Genomic DNA, 19096 nt, shown 5'->3' on the forward strand with positions numbered 1-19096 from the left:
CTCGGGTCCTTTCCGTATGTGCTGGCTGTGCCACTGCGGGAACGGATCAGGCAGCGCCTCGGTTTACCCGTGGCCGCTCCACTTGCCTGCTTCTCCGGGCCGGGTCGGCCGGGTTCGCAGGTCAGGGACTGGAAGGTGTCCCCCGTGAGCGATGCGGCCGGAGCGGGGAGCGGATGCCCCGGCCCGGCCGCCGGGCATCAGGAAACGGCGACGCGGTACACCCGGAACTCGACGCGCAGTCCGGGCAGGAGCCTTCCCTCGCCGACGAACACCGTCTGGTTCACCCAGGCGTACCGCTCGTCCCCTGTCTCCATACGCGGTGTGATCATGAAGTACTGCTCGCCGAAGAGCGTCGGCTCGTCCCCGCCGTCGAGGACCTTCCTGATCCCCTCCGTCATCTCGATGAGCCCGAAGTACTGGACGTAGATGGCCGCGCCGTCATGGGTGTCGAAGGTGCTGCGCACGTCGACCCGGGCGTATCCGTCGTCGCCCACGAGCAGCCAGTCGCCCCCGCCGGCCGTGATGGTCCCCCTCAGTCTGTCTCCCGTGATCCCTCCTCCCACTCCCTCGGCGACGATGCGGTCGCCGAAGGGGCCTTCACCGATGTGTTCCGTCGTGAGGTCGACGTAGAAACTGAATTCCCTGACCAGAGTGGCCATGTTGTTCCCTTCTTCAGGGGGCGCGGCGGAGTGTGTGGCGGGTCGGCGGGGAGGGCAGCACACATGGCCGTCCCGTACCCGGCGCACACATCATGCGGGTGAGGCGGGTTCCGATACGGGTCCAGAAAGTGCTCACACCCTGCTCACCGGGACGCCCACCGGCAGTCCGCGGCACAAGGCCACCACGTATCAACTGTTCGGCTGAGGTGACAACGCGGACATGGGTCGCGGACTTCGCGGCTCCGCACCCCGTGGCCGGTGCATGGTGATCACACAGTCCACGACGAGGGCACAGCCGTGAGCGGTGCCCTCTCCCTTCCGACGAGGAGATTCCATGCCGTTCCATCACCGTCCCCGGGTGCGTCTGCTGGCCGTGACCGTCGCGGCGGGTGTGTCACTGCTCACGGCCTGCGAAGGCGACTCCGACAAGGACACCGCCGCGGCCGAGGCGTCGAGCACCGTCTCGGCCACGTCCTCGCCGTCTGCCTCGGCATCCGCTTCGCCCTCCGCGCCGGCGGCAGCGGAGGACGAGGCGGCCGTTTCACCGCGGGACGAGGGCCACGCGGCCGACGAGGACTCGGCGGCTGACGACAGCGCGGCCGACGACGACGCCGCGGCGGACGACAATGCTGCCGGGGTGGCCGGGGGGATCAGCGGGACGTTCGCCAACGGGGTGGTCGAATACCTGGCGCCAGGTACGTACATCGTCAGTGTGTCCGGCAAGGACCAGCAGTTCTTCGTCTCCGACAGCACCGCCGTCTACGGGGCGGGGACGCTGTGCGGCAGCTACAGCACGCGGGCGACCACCCGGTGCTCCCTCGGCGACCTGGAGCAGGCCACCGAGAGCGGGTCGGTCGCCGCGGACGTGGTCGTCACGCAGGGCGTCGCCACCAGGATCACCGAGCGTCCCGCGCCGGACGAGGGGTAGGCCTTCGACGACCCGTACGCGACCCGGTGTGCGGTCACAACGGTATCCGCCCGGATCCCGGCTGACACCCCCTCACCCGCGCGGGCCCCGCGAATACCGGCCGGGTGGCTCGTGCTCTGCTGATCGACAAGGATCCCGCGCTCCGCGACGAGGTACGGCAGGCACTGCTGCCCCTGAGGCGCCGCCGCCGGATGAGCCGAGGGGAGACCGGGGGCGTGGGGGTCCGGCACCGGTCCCGGGCCGTCGGGCCGCCCCGCGGACCGGCACCCGCCGCACGCCGGGGGAAGCCGGCGCGCGGTGCCCCGCCGGGTGTCACCCGGACGGTGACGGTGCCGTCGCCCCGTCCGGGACGGCACGCCGAGGTTTCACCGGGGGGCGGACACCGGCGTCGGCGCCGCGGAGCAGCCGCGGTGCGGTCCCGTCCCACCGGGTCAGCGACAGCCGCACCGTGCACTGGCTGCCCTGGGAGGTGACGGTGGCGCCGAGCGAGCGGGCCAGCGCCAGGGCCGGCCGGTTGTCGGCCAGCACCAGGGCGTGCAACTCGCTGTGGCCTTGCTGCCGGGCGACGGTCACCGCCTGCCTCGTCAGGGCGGAGCCGAGCCCCCTGCACTGCCAGACGTCATCGACCAGGAGGGCGAGTTCGGCGGGGCCCGGACCGGCGTCACGGTCCGGAGGGAGACCAGGTGTCCGCTCGGTGTGCAGAACATGCGTGACGGCGATGACACGGTCCGGCTCGTCGGCCGGGTGGGTGACCCAGGTGAGGCCGGCCGCCGGCGAGGTCAGAACACGCCACTCGGCTGCCGACAGGCGTCGTCGGCCGGAGAGGTAGCGCAGGACGAGGCTCTGCCGCGAGCAGCGGGCGTGCAAGGCGTTGACGGACGGCAGGTCACCGGTGGCGGCGAGCCGCGTACGGGTCGTCGCCCCGTCCCGCAGCACGCTGGTCCAGCCGGTCGCGGTGGCCGCTCCGGCCGGACGGGCGGACGTGGCCTGAACGGCCGTGTACCCGGGTGACCATGCCGTGGGGCCGCCCCTCACGTGCCCTGCCGCTGCGGGGCGTCGGAGAACCTCGTGGCCGGGGCGGCGTCCGGGGCGGAGACGCGCCCGGGGAGCGTCCGTGGTGACGGGTGGTGCGGCTCGGGCATCCAGCGCGCCGTCACGACGACGGCGACGCCCACCGTGCACGACGCGATGAGGAAGCCCAGCCGCATGGCGTCCACGTAGGCGTCCTGAGCGAGGGCCCGCAGGCCCGGCAGGGCGTCCCGCAGGGACGGGTCGCGGGCGAGGGAGTCGAGGACACCGAAGGTGTGGGTGAGGGACTGCGCCGCCGTCTCCCGCGCGGCCGGGGGCAGCACCCCCGCGACCGCGTCGACTCCGTCCTGGTAGGCCACCGACACGGCGGAGCCGAGCACGGCCACCCCGAGTGCCGAGCCGATCTGCCGCAGCGCGTTGCTCAGCCCGGCCCCCGCGGCGGCCTGTCCGGCGGGCACGGTACTCATCGCGGCCGTGGTGGCGACGCCGAGGACGAGTCCCATCCCGAGGCCGGACGCCGCGAGGACCAGCTCGTAGATCCACAAGGGCGTGCCGGCGGTCACGAACGCCTGTGCCAGGCAGGACCCGCCGATCAGGACCAGGCCGTACGACACAGTCACCCGGACCCCCACCACGTCGCGCACCCGGCCGCTGAACGACGCCGAGAGGACGGTGCCCGCGGCGATCGGCAGCGCGACCAGCCCGAGTTCCAAGGGGGAGTACCCGCGGACACCCTGCCCGTAGAACACCATGAGGAACGTTCCGCCGGTGAGTGCGAAGTACGCCAGTGCCAGCCCCAGCGTGCCGACGGCGAAGGCGGGGTCGCGCAGCAGCCGCACGTCCACGGCCGGTGTGGCGGCACGTCGTTCGAACCAGACCAGCGCCGACAGCAGCACGATGCCCGCCCCCAGCGGCAGCAGTGTTCCCGTGGCGGACCACTCCCCGCTCTCCCCGGCGTGGATGACCCCGTACACGACCAGACCGGCGCCCGCGGCGGAGAGCACGATGCCGGGGACGTCGATGCGGGGGCGGCCCGGGGCACGGGTGCCGGGTACCAGGAGCAGCAGCAGCGCCGCACAGGCCATCACGACCGGCACATTGACCAGGAAGACCGAACCCCACCAGTAGTACCGGAGCAGCACCCCGCCCGTCAGGGGCCCCAGCGCGATGGCCAGGCCTCCCAGGGCCGACCAGACACCGACGGCCTTGGCGCGCTCCCCCTCGTCGAACATGTCGTTGATCAACGCCAGTGACACGGGAGGCACCACGGACCCGCCGACACCCATCACGGCGCGCCACAGGACCAGTTCACCGGGGGAGTCGGCGAACGCCGCCAGGGCCGACGCCACCGTGAACAGGGCGAGCCCGGCCAGCAGCACCCGCCGGCGGCCCCACGCGTCGGCCACGACACCGGCAGTGAACATGAGGGCCGCGTAGCACAGGATGTACGAGTCCAGTACCCACTGCAACTGCCCGTTGGTCGCCGAGAGATCGGCCTGGATGGTCTGCAACGCCACGTTCAGGATGGTGTTGTCCATCATGACCACGAGGAAGCAACTGCCCAGCGCGACCATGGCGAGTCCGCGTCTGTCGGCCGGGCCGCGGACTGTGGTGTGGACGGTGCCCCGGACAGGGCGGAAGGCAGGCATGGGTGTCCCGGAGTACTGGGGGGCGGATGGGGGGATCGGCGCGGCAGCCGGCGCAGCGGAGGGTGCTCAGGACTGCGGCATCCGCGTCACGTTATCCGCGAGGCGGGGCCGTCACCGCAGGTTGAACAGCAGATGGACGGTTTTTGGCACGGTGGGTGGGCACTGCCCGCTGCTTCTCCGTGCCGCAGGCCTCTGCGGCTCCCGGAGTGTGCGTCCGGCAGGTTCCCGGGGTGCGCACCCGGTGACTGCTCGCCACGTGCTCGACAACTGCTCACCAGGTGTCCGTAGTGAAGTCGCGGTCGCCTGCTCCGGTTCCGCGTCGCCGAGACTGAGCACCGGGCGCGGACGAAGCCTCGACCGCACGTAACGAGACACCCTTGGGGTAAGGAAGGTGTACCTGATGAGCAGGATGCGCAGCACGGGATGCACGGCCGGCGCCGCTATGTTCGCCGCCGCGCTGCTGGTGACCGGGGCGTCGGCCGCTTCGGCGTCCCCCTCGGCGTCCGCTTCGGCGTCCGCCGAAGCGTGCCCGAGGCCCCGTCCGACGGTGGACCCGATCTGCGTCTTCGACGGGCCCCAGTTCACCGGACTGCTCGAGAACAACCCGGTGTGGACGCCCACCCTGCCCGCCGGCAAGAACGACAGGATCTCGTCGATCATCAACGATTCCGACTACCGGCTCCGTGTCTTCAAGGACAACAACTACCAGGGGGCGTGGATCGAGATCGGCCCCCACCAGAGCTGGGTCGCCTCCGCCGAGTGGGACAACTGCATCTCCGGCTACTTCATGTACTGAGCGGACCGGGCGGCCTCCCGGCGCCGGCCCGACGACCGGACGACCGGACGACCTGACGAACCGGTCGACCGGGGAGGCCGCCCGGTCCGGGCCGGAACACGAGAGTCGGCCCGGAGCCGGTGGACCGGCTCGTCCGGTCACCGGTCGCGGGTGTCACCGGGGCGGGCCGCCGGCCTGTCCGGCCGGGTGACACCTCGGTGCGCAGGCCTCACACATATCCGAAGTTCTGCGTCCACACCGGGCCCCGCGTGGTGACGCACACACCGACGCCGATCACGTGGAACTCCCGGCGCAGGATGTTGCGCCGATGCGGCGGACTGTTCATCCAGTCGGCGACCACCTCTTCCGGCGTCGGCTGTCCGAAGGCGATGTTCTCACCGCCGGGCAGCGGGAAGCCGGCCGCGAGCATGCGGTCCGCCGGCGAGGTGCCGTCCGGCGCCACGTGGTCGAAATAGCCGAGCCGGGCCATGTCCGCGCTGTGGGCGCGGGCGGACGACCGCAGACGTTCGTCAGCGACGAGAGGTTCCATGCCGCGCGCGGCACGCTCCCGGTTCACCAGCACGGTCACCGGGTTCTCCAGCGCACGTCGTACGGCGTCGCCGCCGAGGGCGGACGCGTCCGCGGTCCGGCAGGGCCGGGGCGCGCCGTCCTGACCACGTCCGGAGGGCCCGCCCAGGAAACGGATACGCCCTTTGACGCTGCCCCACTGGGAGTCCCAGCCGTCCGCGTCATGCTCGTTCGCGCTCATCCCTTCAGCCGGTCCACCACTTCCTTGGCCTCCAGTAGGCCGGCCCCCGTGGCCTCGCGGTACTTCTTCATCGCGGAGATGTCCTCGCCGGCACGGGCGAGGGCGGCCACCTCCGCCGGCACGAGTTCGTGGTCCGGCACGTTCGCCCCTTTCAGGAGAAGGTCGATCTTCTGTTCCAGGCGCACCATGCGCCGGTCCAGCCTGCGTGCCCGGCTTTCCAGCGCCGCCATCGCGGTCATTCCCACGAGAAGCACGACAAGGGCTGTGAGGACGTCCATGTGTGGTTCTCTTCCTTCTCACCGATGACGGATCTGGCCGACGGAATGTTATCGGGCACACATGCGACACCGAGCGGGCATCACACGCGCCGGCGCCTCGGACGGTGCTCGAATACTGCTTACCGACTGCTCACCGCCGGCGGCCGAACAGGTGCGCGCTCGTTCCGACGGCCTCCTCCGTGAGGAGGAGCCCGGGTGCGGGCCGGGGTGTCGGGACACCTGCCCGCCTCCTCCGTACGGCGGACTCCGCCCACCCGCTCATCTGCGCGGCGGAGCCGCCGGATAGACGCCAAGACGGAGGAATCGGCCGCGGAACGCCGGTGGACTGGGAGGACCACTGACCGAACCGATCGAAGGTCCCCGCATGCTCGGAGCACGCAGCCGCAGAACACCCCCCGGCGCGCCCATCGGAATCGACCCCGCCCGCAGTGCCGTACGTCTCACACAGGTGACCAAGGCCTACGGCCGGGGACCGTCCGCGGTCGTCGCACTGGACCAGGTCAGCACCGGCGTCACCGCCGGCACGTTCACCGCCGTCATGGGCCCCTCGGGCTCGGGCAAGAGCACCTTCCTGCACTGTGCCGCCGGACTCGACCAGCCGACGTCCGGGGTGGTGCAGCTCGGCGGGCAGAACCTCGGGGACCTCGGGGAACGGCAGCTCACGGAGTTCCGCCGGACCCGGATCGGCTTCGTCTTCCAGGCGTTCAACCTGTTGCCCTCCCTCACCGTGGAGCAGAACATCACCCTCCCCCTGCGGCTGGCCGGAACCCGGGCCGAGACGGGGGCGTTGCACGACATCGCGGCCTCCGTGGGCCTCGCGGGCCTGCTGGACCGCCGCCCCGCCGAGCTCTCCGGGGGACAGCAGCAACGCGTCGCCATCGCCCGCGCCCTCATCACCCGGCCCGAGGTGATCTTCGCGGACGAGCCGACGGGCGCACTCGACCCCGACACGGCCGAGGAGATACTCGCCCTGCTCCGGCAGGCGGTGACCGACCTGCACCAGACCGTGGTGATGGTCACCCACGATCCGGCCGCCGCCCAGCGCACGGACCGGGTGCTGTTCCTGGCCGCCGGCCGAGTGGTCGACTCCGTCGACACACCCTCCGTGGCCCGGATCAAGAGCCTCATGAGTGAGCTGCGGAGGAGTTCCTGATGCTGCGTCTCGCCCTGGCGACCCTGCGGTCGCGCGCAGGTGCCTTCGCCGCCACGTTCACGGCCCTGCTGCTGGCGGCGGCCGTGGTGAGCGCCTGCGGGGTGCTCCTCGAATCCGGGCTGCGCTCCGCACTCCCGCCGGAACGGTACGACAAGGCACCGGTGATCGTGGCCGCGAGCCAGTCCGTGGAGCTGGAGGTCGAGTCCGCGGACGGGTCCCCCTACCGGAGCGCGCAGCCCCTTCCCGAACGGCCCCGTCTCGACGCCTCCCTGGCCGATGACATCGCCGCGCTCGACGGCGTCACCTCGGTCGTGCCGGACCGCCGTGCGACGGTGCGTCTGCTGGCCGGAGACCGCTCCGTCACCGGCGCGAACGGTGCCGTGCCCCAGGCGCACACCTGGGAGAGCCATGTCCTGGGCGGGTTCCGTCTCACCGAGGGGCACCGCCCCGAGGGCTCCCGTCAGGTCGTCCTGGACACCGACCTCGCCGAGCGGGCCGGTCTCCGCGTCGGTGACGACGTCCGGCTGATGTCGACGGCCACGCCCCTCGCCTTCGAGGTCACCGGCCTGGTGACCCTCGACGGGGGCCGGACGCCCCGGCAGTCGGTGCTCTTCGCCTCCGTGGCCGCGGTCGAGGAGCTGTCGCCGGCCGCGCGCACGTCGGTCGACGCGTTCGGCGTCCTCACCGCCCCCGGCACCCCGGCGGGGCGGGTCGCCGCGCAGATCGAGAAGACGCTGAAGGACGCCAACGCCTCCGTGTACACGGGCGACGGGCGGGGCGAGGCGGAGTTCACCGACGTGGCGGTCGGCGCGGCCACCCTGGTCGAGCTGGCCACCGCGATCGGCGGCAACGTCATGCTCGTGGCCGTCTTCGTCCTGTGCGCGACGACGTCGCTCGCCGTCCGGCACCGCCGGCGGGAGATGGCACTGCTGCGGGCGATCGGCACCACCCCGCGGCAGCTCCACCGCATGATCGCCGCGGAGTCCGCCGTGGCCGGCCTGGCCGCGGGTGTGCTGGGCTGCCCGCTCGGCGTCGGCGTCGTGTACTGGCTCAGTGGCCAGTTCTCCGGACGCGGCATCGTGCCGCCGGACTTCCAGCCGGTGGTCGGACCGCTGCCCTTCCTCACCGCGGTGACGGCCACCGTCCTGACCGCGGTGGGAGCCGCCTGGTTCGCCGCCCGGCGGGCAGCGCGCGTCCGCCCCACCGAGGCCCTCAGGGAGGCGGCGGGCGAACCCGACCGTCTGGGCCGCGGGCGGCTGGTGACCGGCGGGGTGCTGCTCGCCCTGGCGGCGTCCGTACTGGGCCTCGGCCTGGCCTACCGCACCGACTTCCTGACGCTGGTCGGAATGGCCAATTCGCTGGTCCTGCTGCTCGTGATAGCGGCAGCGGTCCTCGGCCCACTGCTGATCCGCGCCGCGACCGCCCTGCTCGCCCCGCTGCTGCTGCGCACCGGAGCCGCCGGCTGGCTGGCGGCGGCCAACTCCCGGGCGCGCGCCGCCGGGACCGCGGCGGCCATCACCCCGCTGATCCTGGCGGTGTCCTTCGCCGCGACCGTCGTCTTCACCCAGACCACCCAGCTCGACCGGTCCGCCCAGGAGATCCGCTCGGGAACGGTGGCCGACCAGGTGCTGACCTCCGCCGACGGGGTGTCCCCGGACCTGGCGCGCCGGGCCGCGGAACTGCCCGGGGTGTCGGCCGCCACCGGGATCGTCCGTTCCAAGGCCGTGGGCGTGGGCTCCCTGCTGGGCACGGAGGAGACCGTCTCCCTCACCGCACAGGGCCTCCAGCCGTCCGCCCTGCCCGCCACGATCGACCTGGACGCCCGCGAGGGCGACCTCTCGGCCCTCGCTCCGGACACGGTCGCACTCAGCACGACGGCGGCGTCGTGGCTGGGTCTGGGTGTCGGGGACCGGGCCCACCTGTATCTCGGTGACGGCACCCCCTTCACGGGCGAGGTGATCGCCGTGTACGGGCGGGGGCTCGGCTTCGCCGACCTCACCTTCGACCACGATCTGCTGCTGTCGCACACCACCGCGGGCGTCGACCAGTCGGTACTGGTCCGGTCCGCGTCCGGGGCCGGCGATGTCGCGGACCAGCTCTCCACGCTGGCCCACGCCTACCCGGGTACGGCACTGAGCGGCGCGCTGGCGGCGGACGACCTGGTGGCGGAGCAGAGGGCGTTGGCGTGGGTGAACTATGTGGTGGTCGGTCTGGTCATCGCCTACACCGCGCTCACCGTCGTCAACACCCAGGCGATGAACACCGCCGCCCGGCGCCGGGAGTTCGCCCTGCTGCGGCTGACCGGTACCACCCGCGCGCAACTGCTCGGGATGGTGCGCCGGGAGAGCGGCGCGGTGGTGATCGTCGGAGCGGTCCTGGGGACGCTGCTCGCCGCCCCGCCGCTGGCGTTGGTGTCGCTCGCCCTGACCGGCGGACCGATGCCCACGGTGCCGGTGGCGGGCTGGCTCGTCATCGTCGGCACGACGGGTCTGCTGGCGGTGGCCGGGGCGATGCTGCCCAGCCGTCTGATGCTCCGCGCCCGGCCGGTCGACGCCATCGGGACGCGGGAATGACCGCATGACGAGCGCTCGCGGGGGAGGGGCGGACTGACCGCGTGCGTCCCCCGCCGGCCCTTACAGGTGAGTGATCCAGTGCACATGACGGAACAACCTGTGTGCCCCCCGGGCGGTGCGGGGGTCCGAGACGGGCTCCCGGACGCTCCTGAACCCCCGTTCATCGGCAGGGAGACGGAGCGTGCGGTGTTCCGCTCGGCGCTTCGCGGTGACCGCGAGGCGCCGGCGGTGCAGTACCTGCACGCGATGACCGGTGCCGGGAAGAGCGCGCTGCTGAGGCGGTTCGCGCTCGACGCCGCCGGGGCCGGCAGAACGGTCCGCGAAGCCGACGGAAGCCGCTTCGCCACCCCGCGTGCCCTGTCGGCCGCCCTCGGCGGCATCGAGGACCTGACCGGTCCGGTGCTGCTCGTCGACCAGGTGGACCGGTGCGAGGGCCTCGAACCGTGGCTGCGCGAGTGCCTCCTGCCGTCCCTGTCCGAGGACGCGGTGGTCGTCCTCGCCGGCCGCCGGCGACCGGATCCGGCCTGGACCGCCGATCCCGGGTGGGCCCGCCATGCCCGTACGCACCGGCTCGCACGCCTGGCGGACCACGAGGCGGACCGTCTCCTCGACGGCCTCCGCGTACCACGGCCGCTGCGCACCCCGGTCAAGGCGTTCGCGGCGGGCCACCCGCTCGCCCTGCGTGCCGCCGCGGCCGACGCGCTGGCACGTCCCGTCCCGTCCGCAGGGGCGAAGGACACGTGGGCCCCCGCCCCTTCCACCACGTCCTTCCTGTTCGGCCGCCTGGTCGGCCCGGCGCCGACGGCCCTGCACCGCCGGACACTGGCCGTCTCCGCCGCTGCGGAGGTCGTCACGGAGGGATGCCTGCGGGCCGCGGTCGGCAGCCAGGCCACGTCCGCGTTCCAGTGGCTCCGCACCCGGCCCTACATGACACCCGTCTCCGGCGGGCTGCGGATGTGCGAGGTGCTGATCCACGTCGTGCTGGCCGAGAAGGCGCGGGAGGGAGCGACGCGCAGGAGCGCATACTTGCCTTACTGGTAAGTTAAGTTTCATGAGTCCTCGAAGGAGTGCCCGCAACCAGCTCATCGAAAGCGCCGAGGAGATCTTCTCCAGCCGGGGCCTCGGCGCCACCGGCGTGGACGCCGTCGCGCAGGCGGCCGGTGTGTCGAAACCAACGCTGTACGCGCACTTCGCCGGCAAGAGCGAGCTCGCCGCGACCGCACTGCGGCACCGGCACGACCAGGCGGCCGCGGAACTGGAGGAATGGCTGGCCGGCGTGGAAGATCCCGCCGCCCGGCCGCAGGCGGTGTTCTCGTGGCTGGCACACCGGTACGAGACCAAGGGCAGGCGGGGCTGCGCCTTCCTCAACGCCGCGGCCGAGGTGGTCGACCCCGCGGACCCCGTACGCCAGGCCGTCCGGGGGGAGAAGCGGTGGCTGCTGGGCCTGCTCACCACCCTGTGCGCCGAGGCCGGGACGCCGGCACCCGAACGGCGGGCCTCCCAGCTGCTGCTGCTCATCGACGGAGTGGCCGGGCGCGTGGTCGTCGAAGGGCCGGAGGCCGCCGCGCGGGCGGTGGCCGACGCCGCCGACGCCGCGGCCGCGCTGCTCGCCGCCGACACGTCATGAGGCGCGCCGGGGACCGGGTCGCGCGCCGCGCCGTCCTCCTGCTGTCCGGCTTGGCCCTCTACGGGGTCAGTACGGCCCTGCTGGTCCGGGCGGGGCTGGGGACGGACCCCTGGACGGTCCTGACCCAGGGCGTCGCCCGTACCACCGGGCTGACGCTCGGGATCGTGGCCGTCCTGGTCTCGGCCGTCGTGTTCGTCCTCTGGGTCCCCCTGCGGCAGCGCCCCGGCATCGGCACCCTCGCCAACGCCGTCCTCGTCGGCCCCGTCCTCGACCAGGCGCTGCGCGTACTGCCCGTTCCCGGGCCCTGGCCGTGGCGCCTGCTGTTCCTCTTCGCCGGCGTCGTCGGCACCGCGGTGGCCACCGGCCTGTACGTCGGGGCCGGCTGGGGGCCGGGCCCCCGGGACGGACTGATGACCGGACTGGCGCGGCTGGGCCTTCCCCTCCTCGCCGCGCGAACCCTCGTGGAGGCCTCGGTCCTGGCGGGGGGATGGCTGCTCGGCGGCACCGTCGGCATCGGCACGGCGGTGTTCGCCCTCGGTATCGGGCCCCTCGTCGCCTTCTTCCTGCCGCGGCTCGCCCTGCCGCCCGCCCAGCCGCGAGCCGCCCCTACGACGGGCTCCCCGAGAACTGGGTCCCGATGGTCCGCAGCAGCGCGAGCGCGTCGTCGTCCGACGACCCCGGAACAGCCGTGTAGAGAACGGCACGCAGATCACTGCCCTCGACGGTGAGCACATCGCAGTCGAGGGTCAGGGGGCCCACCTGCGGGTGGAGGATCGTCTTGCGGCTGGAGGCGTGGCGGGCCACGGCGCGCTCCTGCCACAGGGACTCGAACCGGGGACTCGCCCGCCGCAGGTCGGCGATGAGGCCGCGCAGCAGCGGATCGTCCGGGTGGCGTCCGGCCGCGGCACGCAGGTCGGCGGTGGCCGCGGACTCGAAAGCGGCGTCCTGCCCGGCAGTGGCGACGACCCGCGACGGGACGCCGGTGAAGTGCCGCCACAGCAGGTTCTGGTCGCGTGCCGGACCCGCGGACAGTTCCCCGAGCAAGGCGATGAGCAGGGGATTGGCGGCGACCACCTGCCAGGCGGCGTCCAGCACGAGGACCGGGGTGTCGGTCATCCGGTCCAGCATGCGGCGTACCCCGGGCGGGATGTGCCTGCTGATGCCGCCGGCGCGTGGATCGGCGTGCCCCGCCAGCCGGAACAGGTACGCGTTCTCGTCGTCGGACAGGCGCAGCGCCCGGGCCAGCGACTCCACCACCGACGGCGAGGGGTTGCCCGCCCGTCCCTGTTCGAGGCGGGCGAGGTAGTCCACCGAGAGCCCGGCGAGCAGCGCCACCTCCGCGCGCCGGAGACCTGGTGCGCGTCGTCGGCCTCCCGTGGGCAGGCCGACGGTCCCCGGGGTGAGGCGGTCGCGCCAGCCGCGCAGACAGCGGGCGAGTTCTTGGCGTTCCATGCCTCCATGGTCCCCCGGTTCGCCCGGACGAGGGTCGCCCTGTCGGTCCTAGCCAGACGCGGTCTCTGGTACCGGGCCGACGCGTCGCCCATCGTCGAGGGCAACGGCCGGCACAGACGCTGTGCGCCACCACGGCCGTTCCTGCGTCCTCACCTTCTCGGGAGTCACCCATGACCACGCATTCCCACCGCGATCCCGCGCCGCTCACCCTCCGGGCCCGGCGCCTCCAGGACAAGGTCCTCCTGGTCACCGGCGCCTCCGCCGGGATCGGCGAGGCCGCCGTGCGGCGCTTCGCCGCCGAGGGCGCGACCGTCGTCGCCGGCGCCCGCCGCGTCGACCGCCTGGAGAAGCTGGCCGCCGAACTGTCCACCGGGGCCGCCCAGGTGGTCGCCGTCCCCCTCGACGTGACCGATGAAGCCTCCGTCGAGGCGGCGGTCGCCACCGCGGTCCAGCGCTTCGGCCGCCTCGACGGCGCCCTGAACGCCGCCGGGGTGACCAGTGACGGAACCCCCGTCCACGACAAGCCCACCGACGTCTACGACCGGATCATGGAGGTCAACGCCAAGGGCGTCTTCCTCTCGATGAAGTACGAAATCCGCGCCCTGCTCGCCCACGGCGGCGGATCGATCGTCAACGTCTCCTCCATCGGCGGCATGGTCGGCGTGGCGGGCATCTCCGAGTACGTCGCTTCCAAGTGGGCGGTCAACGGACTCACCAAGAGCGCGGCCCTGGAACTCGCCGCGCACAACGTGCGCGTCAACGCCCTCGCGCCGGGCTCCACGCGCACGGAGATGTGGGACATGCTCCCCGCCGCGATGCAGGACCACCTCGCCGCCATGTCGCCGATGAACCACGTGGCCCTGGCCGACGACATGGCCCGTGCCGCCCTGTTCCTGCTCTCCGACGAGAGCCGCTGGACCACCGGGGCCGTGCTCCCGGCGGAGGGCGGCCACCACGTGGGCCGCTGACCCGGCCCGCCGACGCCCGCGCGTGAGCAGAAGACGGACAGCAAGCGGCCGACCGTCGCCTGTGGCTCGAGGGCTTTGTCCACGGGCAGGGCGATGCGGACCCGCTTCGCCCATGTCCGGCGCTTCGAGCACGACGTGCCCGTCCGCTTCGAGACCGTCCTCGACACCCACACCATGGTGCGTGCCATGGGACACCTGCCCGCCTGAGCAGAGGTGAGCACGCTCTGAGCCACGGATGACCTGGTCGGCCGCGGTGCGCGAAACCTACGCTCCTCCCAGCCCGTCCTGCCGTCCGGGCGGACGGGCTGACGCATGCACGTTGCTCGATCTCACCCAGGACAGGTGCGGACATGACTGCCACGACGAACGAGGGAGCAGCGTCCGAGCTGCCGTTCTCCTTCTCCCACACGGCCTTGGTCGTCGACGACATGGAAGCGGCGGTGAAGCGGTTCTCCGATGTTTTCGGTGTCGCCTTCACCACGCCCGTGACCAGTGTCTTCCCGTATGTGCGGGGGACCGACGGGGTCACACAGGAGACCGTGCGGACGTGTGTCTCCCTCACCCAGGAGCCCTACTTCGTGCTCGTCGAGGCGCAGGACCGGGAAGAGGGTGTCTACGCGAGGAACCAGGCGGGCTCCCTCGCCTACTGGGGCTGGTGGGAGGAGGACACGGAGGCGCGGCTGCGGCATCTGCGGGCGGAGGGCGTGGGGATCACCGCGACCTACGCGATCGGACCCGATGCGCCGCCTTCCATGATCATCACGGAGCGCGACCTCTGCGGTACCCGGCTCTGTTACGTGGGCGCCGTGCTGCGGGACGACTGGGCCGACCGGGTGGAACGCGAACACGGCGGTGGCCGGCTGCCCGAGTCGTACTACCACGTGGGCATGGTCGTACCGGACATCGACGCGGCGGTCGAGCGGTGCGCCGCGGTGCTCGGGGTGCCGTTCACCGAGGCGGCCTGGACCGAGAGCCCCCACCAGGTCGAGGGCGACGTGGTGCACACGCCCTTCCGCCAGCGCCAGGCGATCTCCCGCACGCGCGAGCCGTACATCGAGCTGATCGAGGCGACGGGTGACGGCGTCTTCGCACCGGACCGCGCCGGAGCGCTGATGTACTACGCCTGCTGGGAGCCGGAGATGGCCCGGCGCCTCGAGCGGCTCACGGAACAGGGCTTCGCCATGGATGCCGTCATACGGATGACCGCCGACTCCGACCCGATCGCCGCCATCACGTCGCGTGACGCGACCGGCATCAGCATCGAGCTGGCGCACCCCGGCGCGAAGCCCGTGATGGAGCACTGGGCGAGCACCGGGCGGCTCCCGCAGTCCTGACGGCCGGCCGGGGCGGTGGTCCGCCCCGTACCGACACGGCACGGGCCGGCGCGCACAGTGCCGGCCCGTGTTCGTGCTCCTCCGGCTCAGGGCACGACGAGTGCCTTGACGACGCGCTGCCGGGCCACGTCCTCCAGTGCGTTCTGCGCCTCCGCCAGGGAGTACTCGCGGCTGATGAGCTCGGTCCAGCGGAACCGGTCACGGTAGCGGGCCATCACCTGGACGGCCCGGTACAGGTGACCGGCGTCACTTCCCCAGCAACCCCGGACATCGAGGTGCTTCTGGTTCAGGTCGAGATGCGGGTTGAAGGACGCGGCACCCGCGTCCGTGTACTGTCCGACCACCACGTACCGTCCCGCGTCCCGGGTCAGGCGCATGCCCTCGGGCACCGCGTCGGCGGCACCCGTCGCCTCGATCGTGACGTCGGCGCCCCGCCCTCCCGTCAACTCGAGGACCCGCTCCCGTCGTTCGTCCACGGTGGTGCGGGTGATGTCGATGACGGCGTCGGCCCCGAACCGGGACGCCGTGCGCAGCCGGACCTCGGGCCCGCCCACCACCACGACCCGGCCCGCCCCCCGCAACTGGGCGAGCACGGCGGCACACAGGCCCACCGGACCGGCGCCCTGGACCACCACGGTGTCACCGAAGGTGATGTCCGCGAGGGTGACCGCGTGCAGGGCCGTGGGCATGCCGCACCCGCCGGCCAGGAACTCCCGCCAGCCGAGCTCCTCGGGGAGCGGAATCACATGCACCCCTGGCTTCAGGTGTATCTGCTCGGCCCAGCCGCCGAACAGTCCCTCGTCCGCCGACAGAGTCACGCCATATACCTTGCGTTCGGGGCAGCGCGTGGTGGCGTGGCCCACGGTGCAGTACCAGCAGCGGCCGCACGTCCCGTACACGTCGAGGAAGGTGACCACCTGGCCGATGGCGAGCGGCGCCCCGGACACGTCCCGCGGCGTGCCTCCGCGCGCGTCGACGGCGGCGACGCGGCCGACACTGACGTGACCCGGGATGATGGGGTAGGGGACTCCCGCGAGCTGTCCCTGCCACAGGTGTGTGTCGGTCCCGCAGACCTCGCTGCCCAGAGTCCGCAGGAGAATGCCGCCCGGTTCGAGCGCGGGCGGATCGATGTCCCGCAGCTCCAGCGGCGCGCCGGGCTCGGGCATGACGACGACGGCGACCATGATGTCTCCCTCTCAGACGGTAATGACGGTCAGTGCGGCGTTCCGGTGCCGCTCGCGGATCTCCTTCTTGTCGTGCTTCCCGGTGGAGTTCCTGGGGATCGACGACAGGAAGGACCAGTACTCGGGTACCTGCCAGCGCTGTTCCAGCCGCTCGGTGAGGAACGTCTTGAGCAGCGCGGCGTCCACGGGCTCCGCCCCCAGGACGACGCACGCCAGGGGGCGTTCTCCCCAGGTGTCGTCGGGGATGCCGACCACGCAGGCCTCGACCACCGCGGGATGGTCCGCGAGGTGGTTCTCCAGCGCGAGGGAGGAGATCCACTCGCCGCCCGACTTGATGACGTCCTTGAGCCGGTCGGTCAGATCGAGCCGGCCGTCGTCGAGGATGCGCCCCACGTCACCGGTCCGGAGCCAACCGTCGTCGAACGCGCTGTCGTGTGTCTCGTCGTCCCCGTGGTAGGAGGCGGTCACCCAGGGCCCCCGCACCTGTAGTTCACCCACGGCCTGCCCGTCCCAGGGCAGTTCCCGTCCGTCGGCACCGATCAGTCTGGCCTCCACGGACGGGGTGAAACGGCCCTGGGTCACCTGCGTGCCGGCACGGCCGTGCGGGCCGTCCGGCCGGTAGAAGGAGCCGAGCGGCGAGGTCTCCGTCATGCCCCATGCCTGCAACAGGGCGATGCCGTGCCGGTGCGCGTAGGCCCGCACCATGGACGCGGGAACGGCGGCACCCCCGGCCACGATCTCCCGCAGGGACGACAGGTCGGCCTCGGGGTTCTCCTCGGCATGGCGCAGGAGGGCGCCCCAGATCGTCGGGACGCCGGCGCCCTTCGTCGGCCGTGCCTCGGCGATGAAGGCGGCGAGCGGCGCGGCCGCGAGGAACCGGTCGGGGAGCGCCAGCGAGGCACCGGTGAGGAACGCCGCGTAGGGGAGGCTCCACGCCAGCACGTGGAACTGCGGGACGACGGCCAACGCCATGTCCTCCCGGGAGAGCGCGAACGCGTCGGGCAGACACGCCTCGACCGAGTGGAGGTAGACCGACCGGTGACTGTAGACGACCCCCTTGGGGCGGCCGGTCGTCCCGGAGGTGTAGCACATGGCGGCCGCGGACCGCTCGTCGAGGTCCGGCCAGTCGTAGGTGTCCGCGGCCTCGCCCAACAGGTCCTGGTAGTCGTGCACTTCGGCCCCAGCGGCAGCTTCCCGCAGCGCGGCGAGGTCGGCGGGACCGTTCACGATGACGTGCCGCACCGCTTCCAGGTGCGGCAGCAGGGGCAGGAAGGACGGCACCAGCGAGTGGTCGACGATCACGTACGCGTCGCCGGCGTGACGCGCGATGTGTATGAGCTGTTCCGCGGGCAGCCGGATGTTCAGCGGATGCACGACGGCGCCCATCGCCGGTACGGCGAAGTACGCCTCGACGTGCTGCTGGTTGTTCCACATGAAGGTGGCGACCGGATCGCCCTCGCCCACGCCCAAGGCGCGCAGGGCGTTCGCGAGCCGGGCGGCGTTGCGCGCGGTCTCCGCGTAGGTCACCTCTTCGTGCCGCGTGCCCCCGGGTCCGGCGGTCACGATCCTGCCGTTGGCGTGCACCCGTGCTCCGTGCTCCAGGATGCGTCGTATCTGCAGGTGCGTGGTGTGCATGGTGCTGCGCATGAGGTCTCCGGGGTGAGGGGTGAAGTGGTTCCGGTGCCGCTCCGGCACGACGGCCGCCGGGTCGCACAGGAGGGACCGGGCGGCGGACCGCTGCTCCGCGAGCCTAACCAGAGCGGCAGTCCTGAGGACGTCCCCGCAGGTCGGGAGAGCTGTTCGAACATTGCTCTGTTCCTGCTCACCACACGTCGCGAGGGGCTTCGGCGCCGTCGCCCGGTGATACCTGTGGGCCGATGTGGTGGAACCGGAAGTACGGGAGCGGCGCGGCGGGCATGTGGCTGCGGGCGCACCTCCGTCGATCTCGCCGGCGTTCGCCGGCAGCCGTCGTCCTGTGCGCCGTCGGGGGTGTCTGGCTCGGTTGCCTGCTGGTGACCGTGCTGGCGTTCGCCCTGGCACGGCCCGGGTTCGAGGGGCTGTGGGGCGAGGCGCTCGCCGCCCGCGCAACCGAGGACTCCTACTCGCCCGACTGGTTGCGCGTCGTTCCTCCCGTGCTCCTCGCGGTGCCGCTCGGCGCGCTGGTCATCGCCGCGGGCAGTGCGGTGGTGCACGCGGACGCCGCCGCCGGTGTCAGTGGCGGGGGAGACCACCGGCGGCTGTCCGTGCGGGAGGCGTGGCGGCGACTGCGGCCCGTGGCCGCGGGCATACTCGTCCTCTACGCCCTGCGTGCCGCACTCCTGCTCGCGGCGACGCTCGCCGCCGGGGTGGCGGCCGTGGGGGTGGCATCCGTCCTGGAGCTGTTCACCGGTCTCGCCCCCTTCCGTATGGGCGGCCCGTTCGAGACACCGGCCGGGCTCGCGTCGATGCTGGCGCCGGTGCCGGTCGTCCTGCGCCTCGGATTCCTGCTGGCTCCCGCCGCCGTCGCCGGTGCGCGGCGACGGCCGAGGAGCACGGACCGGCCGGGGCAGCGCGTCAGGCGCGGCTCCAGCGCTGGTTGGGCTGACCGTTGCAGAGCCAGGTCGTGACCTTGGTGCCGTCGGACTTGCCGTGCCATACGTCCAGGCAGTGCCCGGAGTACGTGGAGACCAGCTCGCCCGCGGCGTTGAGCTGGAACTGCTGCCACGCCTCACCGTTGCA

General features: G+C 72.5%; 18 protein-coding genes. 9 read left to right on the forward strand and 9 right to left on the reverse strand.

All coding sequences use genetic code 11. The annotated features are described in order from the left end of the window. Positions 1–197: 197 nt before the first annotated feature. Positions 198–659 carry a DUF3237 domain-containing protein gene (locus KUM32_RS33915; RefSeq protein ID WP_217145762.1) on the reverse strand — a complete coding sequence of 154 codons (462 nt, stop codon included), beginning with the start codon at positions 657–659 and terminating at the stop codon, positions 198–200. A gap of 334 nt (positions 660–993) precedes the next feature. Between KUM32_RS33915 and KUM32_RS33920 the strand changes: the two genes are divergently transcribed. Beyond that, a complete protein-coding gene (locus KUM32_RS33920) occupies positions 994–1587 on the forward strand; it encodes a hypothetical protein (protein ID WP_217145763.1) in 594 nt (197 codons plus the stop codon). A 312-nt stretch (positions 1588–1899) separates the two neighbouring features. On the opposite strand, the gene KUM32_RS33925 is transcribed toward KUM32_RS33920, so the two are convergent. Both KUM32_RS33925 and KUM32_RS33930 read right to left on the reverse strand, forming a co-directional pair. Beyond that, positions 1900–2523, reverse strand: a complete 624-nt coding sequence (locus tag KUM32_RS33925) for a GNAT family N-acetyltransferase (RefSeq protein ID WP_308408782.1) — start codon at positions 2521–2523, stop codon at positions 1900–1902. A 95-nt stretch (positions 2524–2618) separates the two neighbouring features. Then, the gene (locus tag KUM32_RS33930; protein ID WP_217145764.1) at positions 2619–4265 is read right to left on the reverse strand and encodes an MFS transporter; all 1647 of its coding nucleotides are present in this window, start codon (positions 4263–4265) and stop codon (positions 2619–2621) included. A gap of 400 nt (positions 4266–4665) precedes the next feature. Between KUM32_RS33930 and KUM32_RS33935 the strand changes: the two genes are divergently transcribed. Continuing rightward, entirely contained in the window at positions 4666–5061 is a 396-nt protein-coding gene (locus KUM32_RS33935) for a peptidase inhibitor family I36 protein (RefSeq protein WP_217145765.1), read from the forward strand. Between the two features lie 208 nt (positions 5062–5269). Here the strand turns inward: KUM32_RS33935 and KUM32_RS33940 are convergent, their stop codons facing one another. Both KUM32_RS33940 and KUM32_RS33945 read right to left on the reverse strand, forming a co-directional pair. Continuing rightward, positions 5270–5809 carry a CAP domain-containing protein gene (locus KUM32_RS33940; RefSeq protein WP_217145766.1) on the reverse strand — a complete coding sequence of 180 codons (540 nt, stop codon included), beginning with the start codon at positions 5807–5809 and terminating at the stop codon, positions 5270–5272. Further along, positions 5806–6087 carry a hypothetical protein gene (locus KUM32_RS33945; RefSeq protein ID WP_217145767.1) on the reverse strand — a complete coding sequence of 94 codons (282 nt, stop codon included), beginning with the start codon at positions 6085–6087 and terminating at the stop codon, positions 5806–5808. The genes KUM32_RS33940 and KUM32_RS33945 overlap by 4 nt, the downstream gene beginning before the upstream one ends. Before the next feature lie 364 nt (positions 6088–6451). Between KUM32_RS33945 and KUM32_RS33950 the strand changes: the two genes are divergently transcribed. From KUM32_RS33950 to KUM32_RS33965, 4 genes are all read left to right on the forward strand, one after another. Beyond that, entirely contained in the window at positions 6452–7240 is a 789-nt protein-coding gene (locus KUM32_RS33950; RefSeq protein ID WP_217145768.1) for an ABC transporter ATP-binding protein, read from the forward strand. After that, a complete protein-coding gene (locus KUM32_RS33955; RefSeq protein WP_217145769.1) occupies positions 7240–9813 on the forward strand; it encodes an FtsX-like permease family protein in 2574 nt (857 codons plus the stop codon). Before KUM32_RS33950 ends, KUM32_RS33955 begins: the two co-directional genes overlap by 1 nt. A 186-nt stretch (positions 9814–9999) precedes the next feature. Beyond that, entirely contained in the window at positions 10000–10854 is an 855-nt protein-coding gene (locus tag KUM32_RS33960) for a hypothetical protein (protein WP_217145770.1), read from the forward strand. Between the two features lie 10 nt (positions 10855–10864). Continuing rightward, positions 10865–11440: a TetR/AcrR family transcriptional regulator gene (locus tag KUM32_RS33965; protein ID WP_217145771.1), complete on the forward strand. Its 576-nt coding sequence runs from the start codon at positions 10865–10867 to the stop codon at positions 11438–11440. 606 nt (positions 11441–12046) lie between these two features. On the opposite strand, the gene KUM32_RS33970 is transcribed toward KUM32_RS33965, so the two are convergent. After that, positions 12047–12892 carry a helix-turn-helix transcriptional regulator gene (locus KUM32_RS33970; RefSeq protein ID WP_217145772.1) on the reverse strand — a complete coding sequence of 282 codons (846 nt, stop codon included), beginning with the start codon at positions 12890–12892 and terminating at the stop codon, positions 12047–12049. 170 nt (positions 12893–13062) lie between these two features. Here KUM32_RS33970 and KUM32_RS33975 point away from each other — a divergent pair, with 170 nt between their 5' ends. Both KUM32_RS33975 and KUM32_RS33980 read left to right on the forward strand, forming a co-directional pair. Continuing rightward, positions 13063–13860, forward strand: a complete 798-nt coding sequence (locus tag KUM32_RS33975) for an SDR family NAD(P)-dependent oxidoreductase (protein WP_217145773.1) — start codon at positions 13063–13065, stop codon at positions 13858–13860. Between the two features lie 350 nt (positions 13861–14210). Next, a complete protein-coding gene (locus KUM32_RS33980; RefSeq protein ID WP_217145774.1) occupies positions 14211–15194 on the forward strand; it encodes a VOC family protein in 984 nt (327 codons plus the stop codon). 86 nt (positions 15195–15280) lie between these two features. On the opposite strand, the gene KUM32_RS33985 is transcribed toward KUM32_RS33980, so the two are convergent. Together KUM32_RS33985 and KUM32_RS33990 are read right to left on the reverse strand one after the other, a co-directional pair. Next, positions 15281–16378, reverse strand: a complete 1098-nt coding sequence (locus KUM32_RS33985; protein WP_217145775.1) for a zinc-binding dehydrogenase — start codon at positions 16376–16378, stop codon at positions 15281–15283. Positions 16379–16390: 12 nt separating this feature from the next. Then, positions 16391–18025 (reverse strand): long-chain-fatty-acid--CoA ligase, encoded by a 1635-nt coding sequence (locus KUM32_RS33990; RefSeq protein ID WP_217145776.1) that lies wholly within the window; start codon positions 18023–18025, stop codon positions 16391–16393. A 230-nt stretch (positions 18026–18255) separates the two neighbouring features. Between KUM32_RS33990 and KUM32_RS33995 the strand changes: the two genes are divergently transcribed. Beyond that, entirely contained in the window at positions 18256–18984 is a 729-nt protein-coding gene (locus KUM32_RS33995) for a hypothetical protein (RefSeq protein WP_217145777.1), read from the forward strand. On the opposite strand, the gene KUM32_RS45485 is transcribed toward KUM32_RS33995, so the two are convergent. Further along, on the reverse strand, positions 18932–19048 hold the full coding sequence (locus KUM32_RS45485) for an RICIN domain-containing protein (protein ID WP_374227581.1): 117 nt from the start codon (positions 19046–19048) through the stop codon (positions 18932–18934). The genes KUM32_RS33995 and KUM32_RS45485 overlap by 53 nt on opposite strands. Positions 19049–19096: the final 48 nt, after the last annotated feature.

The sequence above is a fragment of the Streptomyces sp. AC627_RSS907 genome (assembly GCF_019049165.1).

Bases quoted from the DNA above. Each gene is read 5' to 3' on its own strand.
- KUM32_RS33915 (WP_217145762.1), bottom strand. From the start codon at position 659: ATGGCCACTCTGGTCAGGGAATTCAGTTTCTACGTCGACCTCACGACG.
- KUM32_RS33920 (WP_217145763.1), top strand. From the start codon at position 994: ATGCCGTTCCATCACCGTCCCCGGGTGCGTCTGCTGGCCGTGACCGTC.
- KUM32_RS33930 (WP_217145764.1), bottom strand. From the start codon at position 4,265: ATGCCTGCCTTCCGCCCTGTCCGGGGCACCGTCCACACCACAGTCCGC.
- KUM32_RS33935 (WP_217145765.1), top strand. From the start codon at position 4,666: ATGAGCAGGATGCGCAGCACGGGATGCACGGCCGGCGCCGCTATGTTC.
- KUM32_RS33940 (WP_217145766.1), bottom strand. From the start codon at position 5,809: ATGAGCGCGAACGAGCATGACGCGGACGGCTGGGACTCCCAGTGGGGC.
- KUM32_RS33945 (WP_217145767.1), bottom strand. From the start codon at position 6,087: ATGGACGTCCTCACAGCCCTTGTCGTGCTTCTCGTGGGAATGACCGCG.
- KUM32_RS33950 (WP_217145768.1), top strand. From the start codon at position 6,452: ATGCTCGGAGCACGCAGCCGCAGAACACCCCCCGGCGCGCCCATCGGA.
- KUM32_RS33955 (WP_217145769.1), top strand. From the start codon at position 7,240: ATGCTGCGTCTCGCCCTGGCGACCCTGCGGTCGCGCGCAGGTGCCTTC.
- KUM32_RS33965 (WP_217145771.1), top strand. From the start codon at position 10,865: ATGAGTCCTCGAAGGAGTGCCCGCAACCAGCTCATCGAAAGCGCCGAG.
- KUM32_RS33970 (WP_217145772.1), bottom strand. From the start codon at position 12,892: ATGGAACGCCAAGAACTCGCCCGCTGTCTGCGCGGCTGGCGCGACCGC.
- KUM32_RS33975 (WP_217145773.1), top strand. From the start codon at position 13,063: ATGACCACGCATTCCCACCGCGATCCCGCGCCGCTCACCCTCCGGGCC.
- KUM32_RS33980 (WP_217145774.1), top strand. From the start codon at position 14,211: ATGACTGCCACGACGAACGAGGGAGCAGCGTCCGAGCTGCCGTTCTCC.
- KUM32_RS33985 (WP_217145775.1), bottom strand. From the start codon at position 16,378: ATGGTCGCCGTCGTCGTCATGCCCGAGCCCGGCGCGCCGCTGGAGCTG.
- KUM32_RS33990 (WP_217145776.1), bottom strand. From the start codon at position 18,025: ATGCGCAGCACCATGCACACCACGCACCTGCAGATACGACGCATCCTG.
- KUM32_RS33995 (WP_217145777.1), top strand. From the start codon at position 18,256: ATGTGGTGGAACCGGAAGTACGGGAGCGGCGCGGCGGGCATGTGGCTG.